27 protein-coding genes are annotated in these 18,984 nt (G+C 41.5%); 22 read left to right on the top strand and 5 right to left on the bottom strand.

The window, feature by feature from the left end; translation table 11 throughout:
* Positions 1-9 precede the first annotated feature (9 nt).
* Positions 10-759: a hypothetical protein gene (locus tag Q0R88_RS15485; protein ID WP_295717677.1), complete on the bottom strand. Its 750-nt coding sequence runs from the start codon at positions 757-759 to the stop codon at positions 10-12.
* Positions 760-885: 126 nt separating this feature from the next.
* On the opposite strand from Q0R88_RS15485, the gene Q0R88_RS15480 reads away from it, so the two are divergent.
* The gene (locus tag Q0R88_RS15480) at positions 886-2,145 is read left to right on the top strand and encodes a prephenate dehydrogenase (protein WP_295717675.1); all 1,260 of its coding nucleotides are present in this window, start codon (positions 886-888) and stop codon (positions 2,143-2,145) included.
* A 45-nt stretch (positions 2,146-2,190) separates the two neighbouring features.
* On the opposite strand, the gene Q0R88_RS15475 is transcribed toward Q0R88_RS15480, so the two are convergent.
* From Q0R88_RS15475 to Q0R88_RS15460, 4 genes are all read right to left on the bottom strand, one after another.
* Entirely contained in the window at positions 2,191-4,650 is a 2,460-nt protein-coding gene (locus Q0R88_RS15475; RefSeq protein ID WP_295717673.1) for a M1 family aminopeptidase, read from the bottom strand.
* Positions 4,651-4,737: 87 nt separating this feature from the next.
* Positions 4,738-5,583: a hypothetical protein gene (locus Q0R88_RS15470; protein WP_295717670.1), complete on the bottom strand. Its 846-nt coding sequence runs from the start codon at positions 5,581-5,583 to the stop codon at positions 4,738-4,740.
* Positions 5,584-5,598: 15 nt separating this feature from the next.
* Entirely contained in the window at positions 5,599-6,234 is a 636-nt protein-coding gene (locus Q0R88_RS15465; RefSeq protein WP_295717668.1) for an energy transducer TonB, read from the bottom strand.
* Positions 6,235-6,261: 27 nt separating this feature from the next.
* Positions 6,262-7,680, bottom strand: a complete 1,419-nt coding sequence (locus Q0R88_RS15460; RefSeq protein WP_295717665.1) for a C45 family peptidase — start codon at positions 7,678-7,680, stop codon at positions 6,262-6,264.
* Positions 7,681-8,354: 674 nt separating this feature from the next.
* On the opposite strand from Q0R88_RS15460, the gene rplC reads away from it, so the two are divergent.
* From rplC to secY, 21 genes are all read left to right on the top strand, one after another.
* Positions 8,355-8,972 carry a 50S ribosomal protein L3 gene (gene rplC / locus Q0R88_RS15455; RefSeq protein ID WP_295717663.1) on the top strand — a complete coding sequence of 206 codons (618 nt, stop codon included), beginning with the start codon at positions 8,355-8,357 and terminating at the stop codon, positions 8,970-8,972.
* A 1-nt stretch (position 8,973) separates the two neighbouring features.
* A complete protein-coding gene (rplD, locus tag Q0R88_RS15450; RefSeq protein WP_295717661.1) occupies positions 8,974-9,606 on the top strand; it encodes a 50S ribosomal protein L4 in 633 nt (210 codons plus the stop codon).
* A 2-nt stretch (positions 9,607-9,608) separates the two neighbouring features.
* Entirely contained in the window at positions 9,609-9,899 is a 291-nt protein-coding gene (gene rplW / locus Q0R88_RS15445; RefSeq protein WP_090643376.1) for a 50S ribosomal protein L23, read from the top strand.
* 7 nt (positions 9,900-9,906) lie between these two features.
* Entirely contained in the window at positions 9,907-10,734 is an 828-nt protein-coding gene (gene rplB / locus Q0R88_RS15440; RefSeq protein ID WP_295717657.1) for a 50S ribosomal protein L2, read from the top strand.
* Complete coding sequence (rpsS, locus tag Q0R88_RS15435; RefSeq protein ID WP_076377419.1) at positions 10,734-11,000, top strand: 30S ribosomal protein S19; 267 nt, start codon at positions 10,734-10,736, stop codon at positions 10,998-11,000. The genes rplB and rpsS overlap by 1 nt, the downstream gene beginning before the upstream one ends.
* Before the next feature lie 3 nt (positions 11,001-11,003).
* Entirely contained in the window at positions 11,004-11,432 is a 429-nt protein-coding gene (rplV, locus tag Q0R88_RS15430; RefSeq protein ID WP_295717653.1) for a 50S ribosomal protein L22, read from the top strand.
* Positions 11,433-11,438: 6 nt separating this feature from the next.
* Positions 11,439-12,353 (top strand): 30S ribosomal protein S3, encoded by a 915-nt coding sequence (gene rpsC / locus Q0R88_RS15425; protein WP_295717651.1) that lies wholly within the window; start codon positions 11,439-11,441, stop codon positions 12,351-12,353.
* A 49-nt stretch (positions 12,354-12,402) separates the two neighbouring features.
* Positions 12,403-12,825, top strand: a complete 423-nt coding sequence (gene rplP / locus Q0R88_RS15420; RefSeq protein WP_295717649.1) for a 50S ribosomal protein L16 — start codon at positions 12,403-12,405, stop codon at positions 12,823-12,825.
* 133 nt (positions 12,826-12,958) lie between these two features.
* Positions 12,959-13,168 carry a 50S ribosomal protein L29 gene (rpmC, locus tag Q0R88_RS15415; RefSeq protein ID WP_295717647.1) on the top strand — a complete coding sequence of 70 codons (210 nt, stop codon included), beginning with the start codon at positions 12,959-12,961 and terminating at the stop codon, positions 13,166-13,168.
* A gap of 20 nt (positions 13,169-13,188) precedes the next feature.
* The gene (rpsQ, locus tag Q0R88_RS15410; RefSeq protein WP_008506277.1) at positions 13,189-13,443 is read left to right on the top strand and encodes a 30S ribosomal protein S17; all 255 of its coding nucleotides are present in this window, start codon (positions 13,189-13,191) and stop codon (positions 13,441-13,443) included.
* A gap of 1 nt (position 13,444) precedes the next feature.
* Entirely contained in the window at positions 13,445-13,813 is a 369-nt protein-coding gene (gene rplN, locus Q0R88_RS15405) for a 50S ribosomal protein L14 (RefSeq protein WP_073405786.1), read from the top strand.
* Positions 13,814-13,815: 2 nt separating this feature from the next.
* Complete coding sequence (rplX, locus tag Q0R88_RS15400) at positions 13,816-14,160, top strand: 50S ribosomal protein L24 (RefSeq protein WP_295717638.1); 345 nt, start codon at positions 13,816-13,818, stop codon at positions 14,158-14,160.
* A complete protein-coding gene (rplE, locus tag Q0R88_RS15395; protein ID WP_090643407.1) occupies positions 14,160-14,723 on the top strand; it encodes a 50S ribosomal protein L5 in 564 nt (187 codons plus the stop codon). The genes rplX and rplE overlap by 1 nt, the downstream gene beginning before the upstream one ends.
* Positions 14,716-14,985 carry a 30S ribosomal protein S14 gene (rpsN, locus tag Q0R88_RS15390; RefSeq protein WP_295717634.1) on the top strand — a complete coding sequence of 90 codons (270 nt, stop codon included), beginning with the start codon at positions 14,716-14,718 and terminating at the stop codon, positions 14,983-14,985. Before rplE ends, rpsN begins: the two co-directional genes overlap by 8 nt.
* Positions 14,986-15,132: 147 nt before the next feature.
* Positions 15,133-15,531 carry a 30S ribosomal protein S8 gene (rpsH, locus tag Q0R88_RS15385; protein ID WP_295717631.1) on the top strand — a complete coding sequence of 133 codons (399 nt, stop codon included), beginning with the start codon at positions 15,133-15,135 and terminating at the stop codon, positions 15,529-15,531.
* A 16-nt stretch (positions 15,532-15,547) separates the two neighbouring features.
* Positions 15,548-16,105 carry a 50S ribosomal protein L6 gene (gene rplF / locus Q0R88_RS15380; protein ID WP_295717630.1) on the top strand — a complete coding sequence of 186 codons (558 nt, stop codon included), beginning with the start codon at positions 15,548-15,550 and terminating at the stop codon, positions 16,103-16,105.
* Between the two features lie 5 nt (positions 16,106-16,110).
* Positions 16,111-16,464, top strand: coding sequence for a 50S ribosomal protein L18 (gene rplR / locus Q0R88_RS15375; RefSeq protein ID WP_295717628.1), 354 nt, complete (start codon positions 16,111-16,113; stop codon positions 16,462-16,464).
* Positions 16,465-16,476: 12 nt separating this feature from the next.
* The gene (gene rpsE, locus Q0R88_RS15370) at positions 16,477-16,995 is read left to right on the top strand and encodes a 30S ribosomal protein S5 (RefSeq protein WP_295717627.1); all 519 of its coding nucleotides are present in this window, start codon (positions 16,477-16,479) and stop codon (positions 16,993-16,995) included.
* A gap of 6 nt (positions 16,996-17,001) precedes the next feature.
* Positions 17,002-17,181: a 50S ribosomal protein L30 gene (gene rpmD, locus Q0R88_RS15365; RefSeq protein ID WP_183556590.1), complete on the top strand. Its 180-nt coding sequence runs from the start codon at positions 17,002-17,004 to the stop codon at positions 17,179-17,181.
* 4 nt (positions 17,182-17,185) lie between these two features.
* Positions 17,186-17,632 (top strand): 50S ribosomal protein L15, encoded by a 447-nt coding sequence (gene rplO, locus Q0R88_RS15360; protein ID WP_295717624.1) that lies wholly within the window; start codon positions 17,186-17,188, stop codon positions 17,630-17,632.
* Positions 17,633-17,639: 7 nt separating this feature from the next.
* Entirely contained in the window at positions 17,640-18,980 is a 1,341-nt protein-coding gene (secY, locus tag Q0R88_RS15355; protein ID WP_295717622.1) for a preprotein translocase subunit SecY, read from the top strand.
* The last annotated feature ends 4 nt before the right edge of the window (positions 18,981-18,984 follow it).

Genomic DNA, 18,984 nt, shown 5'->3' with positions numbered 1-18,984 from the left:
CCGAATCCCCTAACCTCTACCTAACAATTCGTCAAGTTTGTTGCGCTCGGTTTGCAGCTCACGGGCAAGTTTCTTTTCCTTTTCGTTGGCTTTTGCTTTGTAGGTTTTGTATTCTTCATCAAGCTCGTTATACAACTTAATGCGGTATTTAGCTTCGCGGCTATGTGCACCCGAACGGGCTATTACAATGGCGGCAGCCAAACCGAAAACAATAACCAGGCCCCACATAACTAAGTTATAAGTGGCTTTAGTAAAGCTTATGCCTAAAAGTTTTATTTCATCGCGTTTGGCATTTGATTCAGAAAGGGTTTGATCTTTGGTTGTTACATCGGTTTTAAGCGTGGCTATATCCTGCGTTTGCGTGGCGAGTTTGGTTTGGGCCTCTTTAAGCTTACGGCGTTCTATTGTTAACGTATCATGCATGTTTTTCCATAAGGCAGAAACCAAAGGCTGCTGGTAATGGAACAGTTTACTAAGCAGGTATTGATATTGGCCATTCAGGCTTTTGTCCTTTGCCAGTGCCGAATCGGCAGCCGTTTCGCGGGGCTTAGCATAATTTGGTTGATATGCAGTAACGGGCTTTGCACCAGCAGGAGCGGCGGCGTTATATTTTACTGCAGGTTTTATAAAAACCGGTTTTGCCGCCGGCAGCTTAGCGGCAGTTTTTTTAACAGTATCCTGGGCAAAACCCATATGGCTGATGCCTAAAATAATTACTATTAAAACAGAGATACGGAATATAAAATGCTTGTTCATCATGTAAAATAGGTATCAGTTTATTAACAAAACAGGATTTTAATGGTTTTAATTATATTATCCTGAGCTTTCTGATCGCTAATGTAAGCTTTCATACGGAATTTTGCTACTCATAGTTATATTAGCGGCATGAATATAGGCATCATTGGTTTGGGCGATATGGGGCGTTTATACGCAAAGGCTTTTGCAAAAGCCGGTTACACGGTTTGTGGGTGCGATTTGCCCGAAAATCGTAATAAGCTGGAAGAGGAACTTACACCCTTTGGCATTACTATTATAGATAGGGCCGGCGATGTATCCCGCACCAACGACCTCGTTATTTATTCTGTTGAAGCCGACAGGTTGGAGCAGGTAGTGGCGGAGTGTGGTCCTTTAACCAAATACGGGGCTATTGTGGCCGGGCAAACATCTGTAAAGCACCCAGAGATAGCCATATTTGAAAAATATCTGCCCCCCGATGTGCAGATCATTACCTTTCATGCCATGCACGGGCCGGGTTTTGAACCTAAAGGGCAAACGCTTATCCTGATACCGCATCGGTGTAAACCAGATGCCTACCAGCGGATGGTTGATTTGTTCACCTCCATTGGCAGCGATATAGTGGAGATTGCTGATTACCACGAACACGATAAAATTGTGGCCGATACCCAGGCCGTAACTCATGTAGGTTTTGAGAGTATGGGAACCGCGTGGAAGGCCGCCGGCTTTTTCCCCTGGGAAAATGCATCTTATATTGGCGGTATTGACAATGTGAAGATATTGACCACTCTACGCATCTTCAGTTATAAAGCGCACGTGTACGCGGGGCTTGCCATATTAAACCCCTATGCCCGGCAGCAGGTAAAACGCTATTCAGAATCCGAATCGGAATTATTTAAGCTGATGATCAAGGAGGAGGCCCAAACTTTTAGGGAGCGGCTGTACCGTGCCCGCGATTTTGTTTTCCACGAAAGCCGAAAACCAATTATGCTGAATGATGTGGTGATGAAAGAGTTCTCGCTATCACAAAAGCCCGAACTGCAAAAGCCCAACTCGCACCTGAGTATATTAAGTATGGTTGATGCCTGGTACCACTTAGGAGTAAACCCCTATGATAACCTTATTTGCCAAACACCGCCTTTTCGCCTCCGGTTGGGTATTGCCGAATACCTGTTCAAGAACGAGGACTTATTAGAGGAATCCATCGAAACCGCACTATATGATAAAACCATCCGCGGTGATGATTTGGAGTTTCACTCGGCAGTAAGGGAATGGTCGGCTATTATTGGGTACGGCGATATGGAAGGCTATAAGAAACACTTTAACGAAGTACAATCCTTTTTCAGCCACAGGCTGGAAGAGGGCAAAGCACAAAGCGCTGAGCTGATCAGGCGGTTAATGATGGAGTAAATTTTATTTCGGAATTGGGAGTTTTGATCATATCAATAACTCCTTTTACTTCGCTTTATTAATCTCCGCTATGGCATCGTCAACAACTTTTACCGATGCCGCGTCATTTAATCCGGCCCGGTTCGTTTTAACCTGTGTTAGTATTCCAATTACTTTTGGTCCCACATATTTTTTAAATTCAACTCCCAGTTTTTTGATCTCCTCAATCCCCTGCAGCACGTGTTCCTGATTTTTTAAGCGGCCTAAGTAGTTTCCAAACTTTTCGCTTAGCTTATACCTTTGTTCCTCAAAACGGCTCATGTAAAAATGGTATACGTAATCCCATTTTTCATCGCCGGCATTCGCAGTATATACCGTAAATATCGCCCCGGACAGGTCTCCTTTGTTATCTTTTTCATATAAAGGTGCAAGCCTGGTTGCTTCTGCCGGGTTTGCCTGGTTTATTGCCCATAACGCCGCACCCTGTACCGCGTATGATTCGCTTTTTAGCGCCTGTTTTAATAGTTCGAGGTCGGCGGGTTTTTTAAATTTGCCCAAAAATACTATGGCCTGGGCACGAGTTAAGCTAATACTATCCTTCTGGGCTATTTCAACTATCGATGGGTAGGCGGCCGTACGGATAGTATCATTATCCATATTTAATGCCTGCATAGCTTTAAGCCGCAAACCGTAATACTTATCTTTCAAAGCTCCTATCAGGATTTTTTGACCTGTAATGTTTTTTTGCCCAGCTATTGCCGCGTCAATAGCCTCGTAACGATCCAGGTATAGCGGTGCGCTGGCATATTGAAAAGCGTATTCTTCAAGGGTTTTATTATCGTTTTTTTTGGCAAGCAATAGTTTATCGCCATCAACATTTACCAGCTGTGGTTTGGAAGTTACCGGGAAAACTAAAGTATCAAGCTTTTCTCGCATCCAAATCTGGTGGCGTTCCTTTTTGCCATCTGCATAAATATCAATAGCCATTGGTAAAATAAAAGTTTGCCCGGGCTGGGTTTGCTGTAGGTAAACGGTTTGGGTTTTGCGGGTTTCATCCCATTTATAACTGATACTCAATTCGGGGTGACCGGCACCATAATACCACTGATTAAAAAACCAGTTCAGATCCAGTCCGCTGGCTTCTTCCATTGCCAACCGGAGTTGTTGGGCTTCGGCGCTTTTAAAGGCGTTTGTTGTAAGATAAATGTTCAAGCCTTTATAAAAAGCATCGTTACCCAGGTGGTGCCGGAGCATATTTAATATCCGACCACCTTTTTGATAAGTAACCCCATCAAAAACATCCTGTTTATCATTATAATAAAAACGTACCAGGTTTTTAGCTGCATTTTGAGGACTGTTAAGGTAGCCCTGTAGACCTTCACGTATGTGTTCGTCCGCGGCATCTTGCCCATACCTGTGCTCGGCCCAAAGTATTTCGCCAAGGTCGGCAAATGATTCATTAAGGGTAAGGTTGCTCCAGCTTTCGGTAGTAACGTAATCACCAAACCATTGGTGAAACAGTTCATGCACACCGCCAAAATCATTATGTACCCTGTCAATCAATTCACGTTTGGTGGCTTGTGCCCCCTCGCCGGTAACCATGGCCGTGGTGTTTTCCATCGCGCCGCTCACATAGTCGCGCACGGTAATTTGCGCGTATTTGTTCCAGGGGTAATCTACGCCGGTGATTTTAGAAAAGAATCCAATGGCGTCGGGCGTAAAGCCGAAAATATCCTTTGCATAAGGGGCGTATTTGGGTTCAACGTAATAGTTTACTTCTTTGCCATGCCAGCTGTCCTTATATATTGAAAAATCGCCAACGGCCATCATAAATAGATAGGGGGCATTTGGAAGGTTCATTTTCCAGGTATCAGTACGGGTATGGTCGGTATTTGTTTTTTGCGAAGCAAGCCGGCCGTTTGATAAGGTAACATATTTGGCCGGAACGGTCATGATGATCTCGCTGGTAGTTTTTTGATTTGGCTTATCAATAGTAGGGAACCATGCCGATGAACTTTCGGGTTCTCCTTCAGTCCATATTTGTGTGGGTTTATCCTTTTCTGTTCCGTCAGGATTAATAAAGTATAATCCTTTTCCCTGCTTCCTGGATGTTTTTAACTCATTGGGCTTTGCGGTGTAATCGAGGTATATGGTATAGCTTTCGTTGTTATGATAAACCCTATCTAATGTAATTGCCACGGTAAGGCTATCATAGCTGAATTTAAGCGGCACATTTTTACCGTATTTTATAATTGAGATGTTTTTCAGGTCCATGCCTTTGGCATCCAGTCTTAAAGTATCGGTTGGGTAAAAATGCGGTTTTAAAGTAACCCATTCCTTGCCATATAGGTAGCGTTTTTTGTAATCGAAGCTTACATTAAGTTTAGTGTGTACTAAATCATTGATCCTGGCAGCTGTTTCCCTGTATATTTTGGGTAGCGCATCTGCTTGCTTTTCTTGTGCCACCAAGGGGCCGCTTATGAATAAAGTGCTACAAATTAAAAGGGTTAGGCAAAGCTTTTTCATATCCGTTCATTTTTAATGATGAACAAATATATACATAGTACTATTTATAACATAGTACTATGTAAATTATTTTTTTTAGGACAGAACTTAATTTTCAAATCCGGGGAATACTATATGAAAAATGCTCCACCATTCGTGTTCAAATGAAAGGTATAGCTTAAAAGGGCCATGGATAACTATCTTTTCATTACTTTCTAAAATGGCATTGTATTTTATATATCCTTCGGCATAGCCCATACCGGTTTCGGTGTTAAACTCGAAACCAATATCAGCAATCTTGTATTCAGGATCAGTAAAGGCGTTGTAGGAATTAAAAATTTGATTCAGCTTTTCTACCAATTCAGCCTTGCTTACGGTTCTGTCACCCTTTAATATAAAAGGATCAGCAATGCACCAGCTGCGCTCATTAAGTTTTTGTGCTAACCATCCGGATAAAAATTCTTCTGCCCTATTCCCGATATCTAATTTATGATTGGGGTGAAACTCTTCGTAAGTGAAGTGTGTAACCATCCCCGGAATATTAAAGTCATCGGTTTCGTGGTCAAACAGTTCTTCGGTGATAAAGGAATACTTAGTGCGGTTGTCATATGCCGCGATAAAATCTACCTCAATATTTTTTTGAGCCAACAAATCGGTTACTTCTTCAAAAGCCAGATCTACCAGGTGATCACTCAGCTCATCGGCCTTTTTAAAATCTGGCTTGCCTAACAGATCAAATACCTTAGTGCGTTTTGCGCCTGCGTAATTTTGTTCGAAGGCCATTACGTGTTTTAAAAATTCATTCTCAATTAATGGGTCTAAATTTCCAGAACTTTGTGAATCTGCGCCTAATTCTGCTTTTAACTTTAAGCGCATCAATTCATTTTCCATCCGCAGGTTATCTTCCTCGTCATCGTAAAGAGGATCATTTGGCATATCTTGATTGGTTTGCATGGTAACTTTGCTTTATTATGATTTCATCTTTAATAAGTAAACTTCCTTTTTGGAAGGCATCTTAAATTTTTCGATGTTATCGCTGTTGTAAAACGGATCGGCTATTTCGATCTGGTCTGATGGGAATTCTTTTCCGAGGATCTTTTCGGCCTCGTCAATAGTGTAACGTGTGCCTTTAATGTCGAAAACAAAACCGTAGTCAGATTTTTTTAGCTGCTTCATGTTTACGTTTGCTTTCGGTATAATAAAACTTATCGGAACAAAAAATTGAACACGTACCGCCTTACCGTTTTGTATACCCGGTTTCCATCTGGGGCTATTTTGCAAAACGTCTGCAGCTTCGGCTTCACATCCTGCACCAATACAATTCATGGGCATAATATTTACAATTTTACCATCCCCATCTACTACAAATGAAACGTTAACCTTACCGTTAATTCCTATTAATTTTGCAACCTCGGGATATTTTACACTTCTGCTTAGATACTTGATAAACGCTGGAATACCACCCGGAAATTCGGGGATTTTTTCTACACTGGCATAGACTATTTTGGAACTATCTTTTTTTACAGTATCAATTTTTAAAATAGTGCTGCCTAACGATAAATGACTAACAAAAAGAGCGGCGAATAAAATGTAATAAGGCTTCATAAGGTAAAAATAGATATTTTTTGACTGTTACTTTGTCGCCGAAAATAATGTCCACGGGTATGCTTTCATATCTCTTAGGTATTTGGCCTGGTAATTATATTCAGGATGCTTTTTAAAGAAAGGGGCGGCCAGGAAGTCAGATCCGCCGGGGTGGCCCATGTGTGCCCATAGCTGCATCTTGCCGGCAAGATCGGCATTGGTAACTTTACCTTGTACTGCACCCATCGGGAAATAGGGGCCTTCGCTCCACTCCGGGCAACCTTTTGGGTCTTCGTCTATATGACCATCAATAACACAACGGTTAAAAGCGTTTTTGCCGTTTAGTGCATCATAGGTATCACCTTCTATTATCTTTCCGTTCTCCACGTCTAGCTTGCCTTTGTAATTAACACAAACCAGTTTCTCCATCCTTAGCTTACGGGCGTTGGGTGAGTTTGTTTTATCATTTACATCAAATGTAGTTTCCTGTTTTATCAGGTTAGGATCGGCCGGGAAGTTGGAGCCGATCATCGCTGTGTCTTTCGACCTCCATATTTTTTGAGTTTTAAGGCCCAGCTCCAGTTTGGCCACCTCGTTGGTTTTGGTATCGCCTATTAGCCAGTCGTTAGCATAACCGCCGTTATTATCTGTACTCATGATCTTTATAACATCATCAATGCTGTTACTGTATTGTGCAGCTTTACGGGCACGTACAAACTCGGGTGTGCGGGTGGTATCAAAACCGTTAAAGCCGGTAATGGTGGTTTCAGTGATCAGGATGCCGGTGCTTGTTACCACAAAGTCATCGCCACTGTGAATAAATCCGGGTGCGGTGTCCATTAATATATGGTTTCCTTTTTGGGGTACAATATCTGCTATAACATTCCAGCGCTCGCCCACAATGTAATCGGTCCAGTTATTATGGCCGATCACAATTTTGCCGTCTTTAGTATAACGACCGGTTGCTATAAATGCACTGCAATTGCCCGGGGCTTTGTTGTTGCCACTACCCGGTTTGGCTTTGTTCATGAGGGTGGGTACATAATATTGTGCCAGCTCAATGTTGGCATTAAGGGCGGTAATATCCAGCGTATCGTATTTTAAACCTTTGGCCTGCAATCCCTCCGTAATGCCGCGGATCTCGTCCTGGTACTCCTTATCTATCTTTTTCCATAAAAAGCCAGCCGCTGCTTTGCGGTAAAACGCCCAATCCTTTTTACTGCTATAGGGCAGGTAGTACTGCATTACCTTTATTAAGGTATCAATCTCCTTTGATAGCAGGTAGCCGTGCTGGTAACCAATATCGGCAGGGGAGCCCGCAAGGTGTATGTAGATCCAACCGTTTTTATCCTCACGGTTAGCCTTGCCCATGCGGTCCACGGCAGTTTTTTCTGTTGATTTTTGTTTGCAGGCGAATAACAGTGTTGTGATCAGGATGATAGAAAGCGCTTGGGTAATGTGTTTCATCGTGTTTAACTGCTTAATTGTTAGATGGATGAATATAGGGAAAGAAAATTACGCTTGCAATAGGGGGGAATTAATCCATTAATAACGCAGGATTTAACGGTGGACGTACACTGTGGAGTATTGCTCTGAAAATTCCCCCGCAATAGGGATGGCAGCGAATACCGGCCCGTGGCTAATGCCTGTGCAGTATAAGCGTACAGCCCGGGCCGTAGGCATTGCCATTAATTAGATAATGGACTTTTGGAAAAAGGATTAAGGATTTTGTTAATAGGCCAACACACCCCTCCGCCCCTCTCAAGAGGGGAATCGCTCATGGCCTCCGCTTTTTATCCGATACGCAACGTTAATAAGCAAGCCTTTTTCAAATTTTGTTCATTCCTTAATTCAGAAAATTCTGGTTTAGGCAAATCCTACGCCGCCTGTCAATCGGGGGATTACTTTGCGCTTTGCGATGATGTGGCAGGGAAATAAATCAAGCGAATTTGAATCACTTAATCCCCAATCAAATAACTCAAAACCGCCTGTTAAAACACGTATATAAAATTTATAAAAAAATAACTCACTAACTATTTGATTATTACTACAAAGTTTCTATCTTTGCCGTCCCTTTCGGGGGGAATAATATGTCTTGAACGAAGCCCTACTGCTTCGATGGACACAAATAAATTAAGAAAATGTCAGGAATTATTGGTAAAAAAGTAGGAATGACCAGCATTTTCGATGAAACAGGGAAAAACATTCCTTGTACAGTAATCGAAGCTGGCCCTTGCGTGGTAACACAAGTTAAGTCTGTTGAATCAGACGGATATGCTGCTGTACAGCTGGCATATGGCGACAAAAAGGAAAAAAACACTTCTGGTCCGTTAAAAGGACACTTCCAAAAAGCCGGTACAACTCCAAAGCGTAAGCTTGTTGAATTCAAAACTTTCGAGGACGAAAAATCATTAGGTGATACTATCACTGTAGAGATTTTCGCTGCGGGAGATTTTGTTGATGTAGTTGGTACTTCAAAAGGTAAAGGATTTCAGGGTGTGGTAAAACGTCACGGTTTTGCGGGTGTGGGTATGCAAACTCACGGTCAGCACAATCGTTTACGTGCGCCAGGATCTTTGGGTGCGTCATCGTGGCCGTCTCGTGTATTTAAAGGCATGCGCATGGCGGGTCAAACCGGAAACGTTCGTGTTAAAACACAAAATTTACAAGTTGTAAAGGTTTACGCTGAGCAGAATCTGTTGGTTGTTAAAGGTTCCATCCCCGGAGCTAAGGGTTCATTCGTAATAGTGGATAAATAAGATGGAAGTAAACGTATTAAACGTATCAGGTAAAGAAACAGGTGCCAAGGTGCAGCTTCCTGAGTCGGTATTCGGTATTGAACCAAACGATCACGCGATCTATCTTGATGTTAAGCAGTATTTAGCTAATCAGCGTCAGGGTACACACAAATCAAAACAGCGTAACGAAATTGCAGGTTCAACCCGCAAATTATATAAACAAAAAGGTACAGGTGGTGCCCGTGCAGGTAGCGTTAAATCTCCATTATTTAATGGTGGTGGTCGCGTTTTCGGTCCGCAACCACGCGATTACAGTTTCAAGTTAAACAAGAAACTTAAATCACTGGCTCGTAAATCGGCTTTATCATACAAAGCAAAGGATAACAACATTTTAGTATTGGAAGATTTTAACTTTGATAACATCAAAACTAAAACTTACATCAAAATGGAAGCTGACCTGAATGTTACTAATGAAAAAACATTATTAGTAGTAGCAGCAGCTGAAAACAACAATGTGTATTTATCAAGCAGAAACCTGAAGAAAACGAAAGTAATTTCAGTTGAGCAGCTAAACACTTATGATGTGTTAAACGCTGGTAAACTGTTATTAACTACAGGCGCTGTTAAAACTTTGGAGGAAGCATTAGCTAAGTAATTATGGAAATTTTAAAGAAACCCCTACTTACTGAAAAAGTAACTCAATTAACCGAGAAACTTAACCGTTATGCTTTCAAAGTTGATCACAGAGCAAACAAGATTCAGATTAAAGGCGCCATTGAGGCAATGTATGGTGTTAACGTTAAGGCGGTAAACACTATGAAATACGTCGGCAAACTTAAAACTCGCAATACTAAGGCAGGCGCCGTATCTGGCCGTGCTGCTACGTATAAAAAAGCGATCATTACGTTGAATGACGGTCAAACAATTGATTTTTACAGCAATATATAATTAAGAGATGGCAGTAAAGAGATTTAAACCGGTTACCCCCGGTACCCGTTTCAGAGTTGATGTATCTAATTCAGATATTACAACAAACGTTCCTGAAAAGTCGTTAGTTGAATCAGCCAACACAAGATCGGGCGGGCGTAACAATACCGGTAAAATGACTATGCGCTACATGGGTGGTGGTCATAAACAAGCATATAGGTTGATTGATTTCAAACGTAATAAATTTGACATCCCTGCAAAAGTTGCAACTATTGAGTATGATCCTAACCGTTCTGCACGTATAGCACTGTTACATTTTGTTGATGGTGAAAAACGATACATGATCGCTCCGGAAGGCTTAACAGTTGGAACGATGGTTGTAGCCGGCGAGACAGCTACTCCAGAGGTTGGTAATACCATGCCTTTGAAGAACATCCCGTTAGGTTCTATCATTCACAACATTGAGTTAAATCCAGGCCAGGGTGGTGTTATTGCCCGCAGCGCTGGTACTTACGCTCAGCTTTCAGCACGTGATGGTAAATATGCCATTATTAAATTGCCTTCAGGCGAAACACGTATGATACTGTCAACTTGTTTGGCAACTATCGGTACCGTTTCAAATGGCGAAAGAGCAAACGCGGTGTTAGGTAAAGCAGGCCGCAAACGTTGGTTAGGCCGCAGGCCGCGTGTTCGTGGTGTTGCCATGAACCCGGTAGATCACCCTATGGGTGGTGGTGAGGGTAGAGCCTCAGGTGGTCATCCACGTTCACGTAAAGGTTTGTTAGCTAAAGGCTACAAAACACGTGACAAGAAAAAAGGGTCTGATCGTTATATCATTGAAAGAAGGAAAAAATAATGGCACGTTCAATTAAAAAAGGACCTTATATTGATCATAACCTGGAAAGAAAAGTTCTTACCTTGAATGAATCAAGCAAAAAATCAGTTGTAAAAACATGGTCACGTCGTTCCATGATCTCTCCTGATTTCGTTGGTCACACATTCGCAGTACACAATGGTAACAAGTTTATCCCGGTGTATGTAACAGAAAACATGGTTGGTCACAAGCTGGGAGAGTTTGCTCCAACCCGCACATTCCGCGGTCACGCAGAAAAGAAAAAATAAGGCATGGAAGCAACAACTAAAATCAAAAAGTCTGTATTGATCAGACAGCAAAAAGAAGCTGCGAAAGCCCAGGTAGGCGGCGCTTCTGTTGCCAAGCTACAGAACTGCCCAACTTCACCACGCAAAATGCGTTTGGTGGTTGACCTGATCCGTGGTGAAAACGTTGAGAAAGCGTTATACATATTAAAATATACTAACAAAGAAGCTGCAATTCGTGTAGAGAAACTTTTGTTATCAGCTATTAAAAACTGGGAAGCAAAAAACGAAGGCAAACGCGTTGAAGATAGCGCCTTATTTGTAAAAGAGATTTCAGTAGGTGGTGGCCGTCAATTAAAAAGACTGCGCCCTGCTCCGCAAGGAAGAGGGTACCGCATACGCAAACGCTCAAACCATGTAACACTGATTGTGGATAGTAAAAACGATAATAATTAATTTGAAATGGGACAGAAAGCACATCCAATAGGTAACAGGTTAGGAATCATCAGAGGATGGGATTCTAATTGGTTCGGTGGCAATCACTATGCCGACAAATTAGTTGAAGACGAAAAGATCCGCAAATACCTTTCAGCTCGTATAGCTAAAGGTGGTGTATCAAAAGTAGTTATCGAACGCACTTTAAAACGTATCACTGTAACTATCCACACTGCCCGTCCGGGTATTGTGATTGGTAAAGGTGGTGCAGAGGTTGATAAGATCAAAGAAGAGTTGAAAAAACTTACCAAGAAGGAAGTTCAGATCAACATCTTTGAAATTAAACGCCCTGAACTTGATGCACAATTAGTAGCAGAAGGTATCGCAAAACAATTAGAAGCACGTATCTCTTTCCGTCGTGCCATGAAAACTACAATTGCTTCAACCATGAGAATGGGTGCTGAAGGAATCAAGATCATGACATCAGGCAGGTTAGGCGGTGCCGAGATGGCACGTAGCGAACAATATAAAGAAGGAAGAATTCCTTTGCACACTTTCCGTGCCGATATTGACTACGCATTAGCAGAAGCATTAACTACTTATGGTAAAATAGGTGTTAAAGTATGGATCTGTAAAGGTGAAGTTTATGGCAAACGCGACTTGTCTCCAAACATTGGTGGTACAAGCAGCAACAGCGGTAAAGGTGGCAGGCCAGATGGTGCTCCGGCATTCGGTGGACGTGGCAACGAGCGCGGTGGCGAACGTGGTGGCGAACGCAGAAATGACAGGAAACCAGGTGCTGGTGGCGACCGCAGAGGCGGCCCGGGTGCAGGTGGCAACAGTGGTCCTCGTGGTGGCGGTAGTAGCCGTCCGGGTGGTCCAGGTGGCAACCGTCCAGGTGGTCAAGGTGGTGGTAACCGTCCAGGCGGCCCAAAGAGATAATAATTACAAGTAGAAGAAAAATATCGTAACGATATAAAAGCTTAAGAAAATGCTACAGCCAAAAAGAACGAAGTTCAGAAAGATGCAAAAAGGCAGGATGAAAGGTTTAACCACTCGTGGTGCTGAACTTTCATTCGGATCTTTTGGTGTAAAATCACTCGAAGCGGCATGGATTACCAGCCGCCAGATCGAGGCTGCACGTATCGCTGTAACACGTTTTATGAAACGTGAAGGCCAGGTTTGGATCAGGATTTTTCCTGACAAGCCTGTAACCAAAAAACCAGCAGAGGTACGTATGGGTAAAGGTAAAGGTGCTCCAGAATATTGGGTAGCGGTAGTTCGCCCCGGAAGGATCATCTTTGAAGCCGAAGGAGTGCCTTTGGAAGTTGCTAAAGAGGCTTTACGCCTTGCAGCTGCCAAGCTTCCAGTACAAACAAGATTTATAGTACGTAGGGATTACGTAGAAGCATAAATAATTGTTCGGAGTAGTTGAAAGGTTGTAATGTTTAAAGGTTGAAAAACCATATTGATTTAGCAACCGCCCCAAAAGGGAACTTTTTAACATTTCAACTTTCCAACTTTACAACGAATAAAATAATAAGAAAATGAAAAACTCAGAAATTTTGGAGCTATCAACAGAAGAATTGAATGCAAAACTCGCAGAGGAAAGGTCAACCCTAACCAAATTGAAATTTGCTCACGCAGTTTCTGCTATTGAGAATCCATCCCGTATAACAAAGGTACGCAAGGGAATTGCTCAGTTAAATACTGAATTAACACAGCGCAAAGCGGCGTCGGCTTCTGAAAAGAATTAATTTTTTAAGCATTCAGAAAAATGGAAAGAAATTTAAGAAAAACACGTACCGGCCTGGTGGTTAGCAATAAGATGGAGAAATCTATTGTTGTGGCTGTTGAGCGTAAAGTAAAACACCCTATCTACGGTAAGTTCGTTAAAAAAACCACAAAATTTATGGCTCATGATGAGACTAATACTTGTGGCATAGGCGATACCGTACTGATTATGGAAACCCGCCCGCTGAGCAAAAGCAAAAACTGGAGATTAGTTCAAATTTTAGAAAGGGCTAAATAAGATGGTACAACAGGAATCAAGATTAAACGTAGCCGATAACAGTGGCGCTAAAGAAGTTTTAGTGATCCGTGTGTTAGGTGGTACCGGCAAAAGGTACGCATCTATAGGCGATAAGATAGTAGTAACCGTAAAAAGCGCTTTACCTTCAGGTAACGTTAAAAAAGGTACTGTATCAAAAGCCGTAGTAGTACGCACCAAAAAAGAGATCCGCAGAAAAGATGGTTCATACATCCGTTTCGACGATAACGCAGCTGTTTTGTTAAATAACCAGGACGAGCCAAGAGGTACCCGTATCTTTGGCCCGGTTGCAAGAGAACTGCGTGAGAAACAATTTATGAAAATTGTATCATTAGCACCGGAGGTATTGTAATCATGGAAAAGAAAAAACACGCACAGCCAACTAAACTAAAGATCCGTAAAGGTGATTTAGTGAAAGTTATAGCCGGTGATTCAAAGGGAACACAAGGCAAAATTGTTGAAGTATTAGTTGAAAAAGGTAGAGCTATTGTTGAAGGTGCCAATATGGTATCAAAACATACTAAACCTAATGCTGCTAATCCTAACGGCGGAATTGTTAAACAAGAAGCTGCAATACATATTTCAAACCTAATGCTGGTTGATCCTAAAACAGGTAATACAACCCGTGTTGGCCGTAAGAAAAACGAAGCCGGCAAATTAGTAAGGGTAGCAAAAAAATCAGGGGAGGAAATTAAGTAATGACTTACGTACCAAGATTAAAAACAAAATATAAGGACGAAATTCGTACTGCACTGAAAGATAAATTTCAGTACAAAAGCGTAATGCAGGTTCCTAAACTGGAAAAGATTGCCATTAACCAGGGTGTTGGCGGTGCTACTACCGATAAAAAACTTATCGAGAACACAATCACCGAATTAACAACTATCACTGGCCAGCAGGCAGTATCTTCAAAATCTAAGAAAGATATCTCAAACTTTAAATTGCGTAAAAATATGCCGGTTGGCGTACGTGTTACCTTGCGTGACAACACAATGTATGAGTTTTTGGATCGCTTAATTGCTGTTGCCCTTCCACGTATCCGTGATTTTAAAGGCATCAACGATAAAGGTTTTGACGGAAGAGGTAACTATACTTTAGGTATAACAGAGCAAATTATATTCCCTGAGATAAATATTGACAAAATCAATAAAATCCAAGGTATGGATATTACCTTTGTAACCTCCGCAACAAACGATGTTGAAGCATTGGAGTTGTTGAAACAATTTGGATTACCATTTAAAAATCAAAATAGCAATGGCTAAAGAAGGTGTAAAAGCTCGTGAAGTAAAGCGCGCTAAATTGGTTGCAAAATACGCAGAGAAAAGAGCAGCCCTTAAAGAAGCCGGCGATTTCGTTGGTTTAGATAAATTGCCTAAAGCGTCGTCTCCGGTAAAATTACACAACCGTTGTAAATTGACTGGTCGCCCTCGTGGTTATATGCGTCAGTTTGGTATTTCACGCGTAACATTCCGTGAAATGGCATTGGCAGGTAAAATACCGGGAGTAAAGAAAGCTAGCTGGTAAAAAAGAGCAAAAGCTCAAGGCATAAAGCATAAAGCTAAACAGGCTTTAAGCTTTGTGCTTTTAGCATTGAGCTAAAAAAGAGAATTTAACCGATGGCAGGTCGTCCCGGATGTTACGGGAAGGAAACCACCATCATAACACAATAAAATGAATACAGATCCAATCGCAGATTATCTTACACGAGTAAGGAATGCTATTAAAGCCAACCATAGGGTTGTTGAAATTCCTGCATCAAATCTTAAAAAGGAAATCACTAAGGTGCTTTTCGATAAAGGTTACATTGCCAATTACAAGTTTGAAGAAGTTGGTCCTCAGGGCAGCATTAAAGTTGCTTTAAAGTACCACCCGATAACTAAAATTTCTGCTATCCGTAGCATTACGCGCATCAGTAAACCAGGTTTGAGGAAATACGCAGGCATGGAAAAAATGCCAAGAGTATTAAATGGTTTAGGTATTGCCATCTTGTCGACTTCAAAAGGCGTAATGTCTGATAAAGAAGCCCGTCAGCAAAATGTAGGTGGCGAAGTTTTATGCTACGTTTATTAATAGGAGAAATTAAGCAATGTCAAGAGTAGGAAAAGCACCGATAGCAATGCCACAGGGAGTAACTGTTACCGTATCAGCAGATAATGTTGTTACTGTAAAAGGCCCTAAAGGTGAATTGCAGCAAGCGGTTGATAGCGATATCACCATTGCACAGGAAGACGGTCAGTTACTGGTTACACGCCCGTCTGATCAAAAACGTCACAAAGCATTACATGGTTTATACCGTGCACTGTTAAATAACATGGTAGTAGGTGTAACAGAAGGTTACAAAATACAACAGGAATTAGTGGGTGTGGGTTACCGCGCTACCAATACAGGTAATACATTAGATTTAGTGTTGGGTTACTCTCACCACTATGTATTTGAATTACCACAAGAAATTAAAGTTACAACCACTGCTGATAAGGGTAAAAACCCAACTATCATACTTGAATCAATTGACAAACAGTTAATTGGACAAGTAGCTGCAAAAATACGCTCGTTACGTACTCCAGAGCCTTACAAGGGTAAAGGTATTAAGTTTGTAGGCGAGATATTGAGAAGAAAAGCAGGTAAATCAGCATCTAAAAAATAATCGTCATGGGAGCTAAATTATCAAGAAGAGACAGGATTAAAAAAGGTATCAGAAAACGCCTTTCAGGATCAACAGAGCGTCCTCGCCTGTCAGTATTTAGGAGCAATAAAGGTATTTACGCGCAGATCATTGACGATTTAACCGGTAAAACTATCGTATCAGCATCATCTTTATCAAAAGACTTTGTTGCAGCAGAAGGCACAAAATCTGATCAATCAGTAGCCGTAGGCAAACTGGTAGCTCAGAAAGCTATCGCAGCAGGTATTAAAGATGTGGTTTTCGACAGGAACGGTTATTTGTACCATGGTCGTGTTAAGTCACTGGCCGAAGGTGCACGTGAAGGTGGTTTAAACTTTTAATCGAAAAGAGAAATGTCAACAATCAACATAAAAAGAGTAAAAACAAGCGAGATCGAATTAAAAGACCGCTTGGTAAGCATACAACGTGTTGCCAAAGTAACCAAAGGTGGTCGTACTTTTAGCTTCAGTGCCATTGTGGTAGTGGGCGATGAGAACGGTGTTGTAGGTTACGGTTTAGGTAAAGCAAAAGAGGTTACTGAAGCAATTGCTAAAGGTATTGATGATGCAAAAAAGAACCTGGTAAAAGTGCCAATTATTAACGGTACTGTACCTCATGAGCAAATAGGTAAATTTAGCGGTGGTTTTGTTTTTATTAAACCAGCAGCTAATGGTACCGGTGTTATTGCTGGTGGTGCAATGCGTGCAGTGTTAGAGTCTGCAGGTATCCACAACGTATTGGCAAAATCAAAAGGTTCATCAAATCCGCACAACGTGGTTAAAGCAACTGTATCTGCATTATCACAATTACGTGATGCACATACTGTAGCTCAGCAACGTGGCGTTAGTTTAGGTAAAGTATTTAACGGATAATCAGTCATGGCCAAAATCAAAATAACTCAGATTAAAAGCGTGATCGACAGAAGTGAGCGCCAAAAAAAGACGATCGAAGCATTAGGCTTGCGTAAAATTAACCACAGTGTGGAAGTTGAGGCAACTCCTGCTATAGTAGGTATGGTTAGAAAAGTTAATCACCTGGTAGCGGTAGAAAATATTTAATATCATGAATTTAAGTAATTTAAAACCTGCAGAAGGTTCTACTAAAAATAGAAAAAGAATTGGCCGTGGTACAGGTTCTGGCCGTGGTGGAACGTCAACCCGTGGCCATAAAGGCGCCGGGTCACGTTCAGGTACAAGCACAAAGGTTGGTTTTGAAGGCGGTCAGATGCCTTTACAGCGTCGGGTGCCTAAGGTTGGTTTTAAAAACCCTAACCGTGTAGAGTATACAGGCGTTAACCTTGATGTACTTCAAGAATTAGTTGAGAAATATACACTTACAAAAGTTGATTTCGCTACTTTGAAAGAACACGGTTTAGCATCTCGTAATGACCTGGTTAAGATCCTTGGTCGTGGCGAGTTAAAAGCCAAATTAGAAGTTGAGGCACATGCATTTACTGCTACAGCTCAAAAAGCTATTGAAGCAGCTGGTGGTACCATAGTTAAGCTATAATTTTAGGATGAAGAAATTTTTCACCACATTATCCAATATCTGGAAAATCGAAGATCTGAGAGTGCGTATTATAAACACACTCTTATTTCTTTTAATATATCGCGTCGGTTCATTTGTGGTTCTGCCAGGGGTTAATCCTGCATCAGTATCAAACCAAAAAGCAGAAGGATTAGTAGGATTGCTGAATATGTTTGCGGGAGGTTCGTTTTCACGTTCCTCAATTTTTGCATTGGGTGTAATGCCTTATATCTCGGCTTCAATTGTGGTGCAATTATTAGGTATCGCTGTTCCTTACTTCACCAAATTGCAAAAAGAAGGCGAAAGCGGTCGTAATAAACTTAACCAGTGGACGCGGTACCTAACCATAGGTATCACGTTTTTACAGGCTATAGGTTACCTTAAATCGCAGGTTGCTCCTGATGCTATGCTGATAAGCAATCCAATGTTTACTATACTTAATACGTTTGTTTTAACCGCAGGTACATTATTTGTAATGTGGCTGGGAGAGAAAATTACGGATAAAGGTATTGGTAATGGTATATCACTGATCATCATGGTTGGTATTATTGCCCAATTGCCAGGCGCTTTCTTAACAGAGTTTACATCACGTACCACAGGTACTGGTGGTTTGATAACTTTCATTGTTGAAATTGTAGCCTTGATTGGTGTGGTAATGTTCACTATCATGATAGTGCAGGGTACCCGTAAAATTGCGGTGCAGTATGCTAAACGAATAGTAGGTAACAAACAATACGGCGGCGTACGTCAGTACATTCCTTTAAAGGTAAACGCGGCAGGTGTAATGCCTATCATATTTGCCCAGGCTTTAATGTTTATACCACAAACGGTACAGCAATTTTTGCCAAGCATTTCATCAAACGGTATTTTAATTGCGTTATCAAATTATAACTCATGGCAGCACAATTTGCTGTTTGGCGTACTGATAATCCTGTTCACTTATTTCTATACAGCTATTACGGTTAATCCTAACCAAATGGCTGATGATATGAAAAAGAATGGCGGTTTTATCCCAGGCGTTAAACCAGGTAAAACAACTGCAGATTATATAGATGGTGTAATTTCAAAAATTACTTTACCAGGATCTATTTTCCTGGCTATTATAGCAATCGTTCCTGCAATTGCCAGTTTGGTTGGTGTGTCTCCAATTTTCGCAAGATTCTTTGGTGGTACGTCGCTGATCATCCTGGTGGGTGTTGTGTTGGATACATTGCAACAAATAGAAAGTCACCTGTTGATGCGCCATTATGATGGTTTAATGAAAACCGGACGAATTAAAGGACGTACAGCAATGCCTGCTGCTGCCGGAACAAGTCCGACAGCGATCTAACATA

It is taken from the genome of Mucilaginibacter sp. (assembly GCF_025362475.1).
GTDB lineage: Bacteria > Bacteroidota > Bacteroidia > Sphingobacteriales > Sphingobacteriaceae > Mucilaginibacter.
The sequence above is the reverse complement of the archived record's forward strand: the minus strand, read 5'-3'. Positions and strand labels throughout refer to the sequence as shown.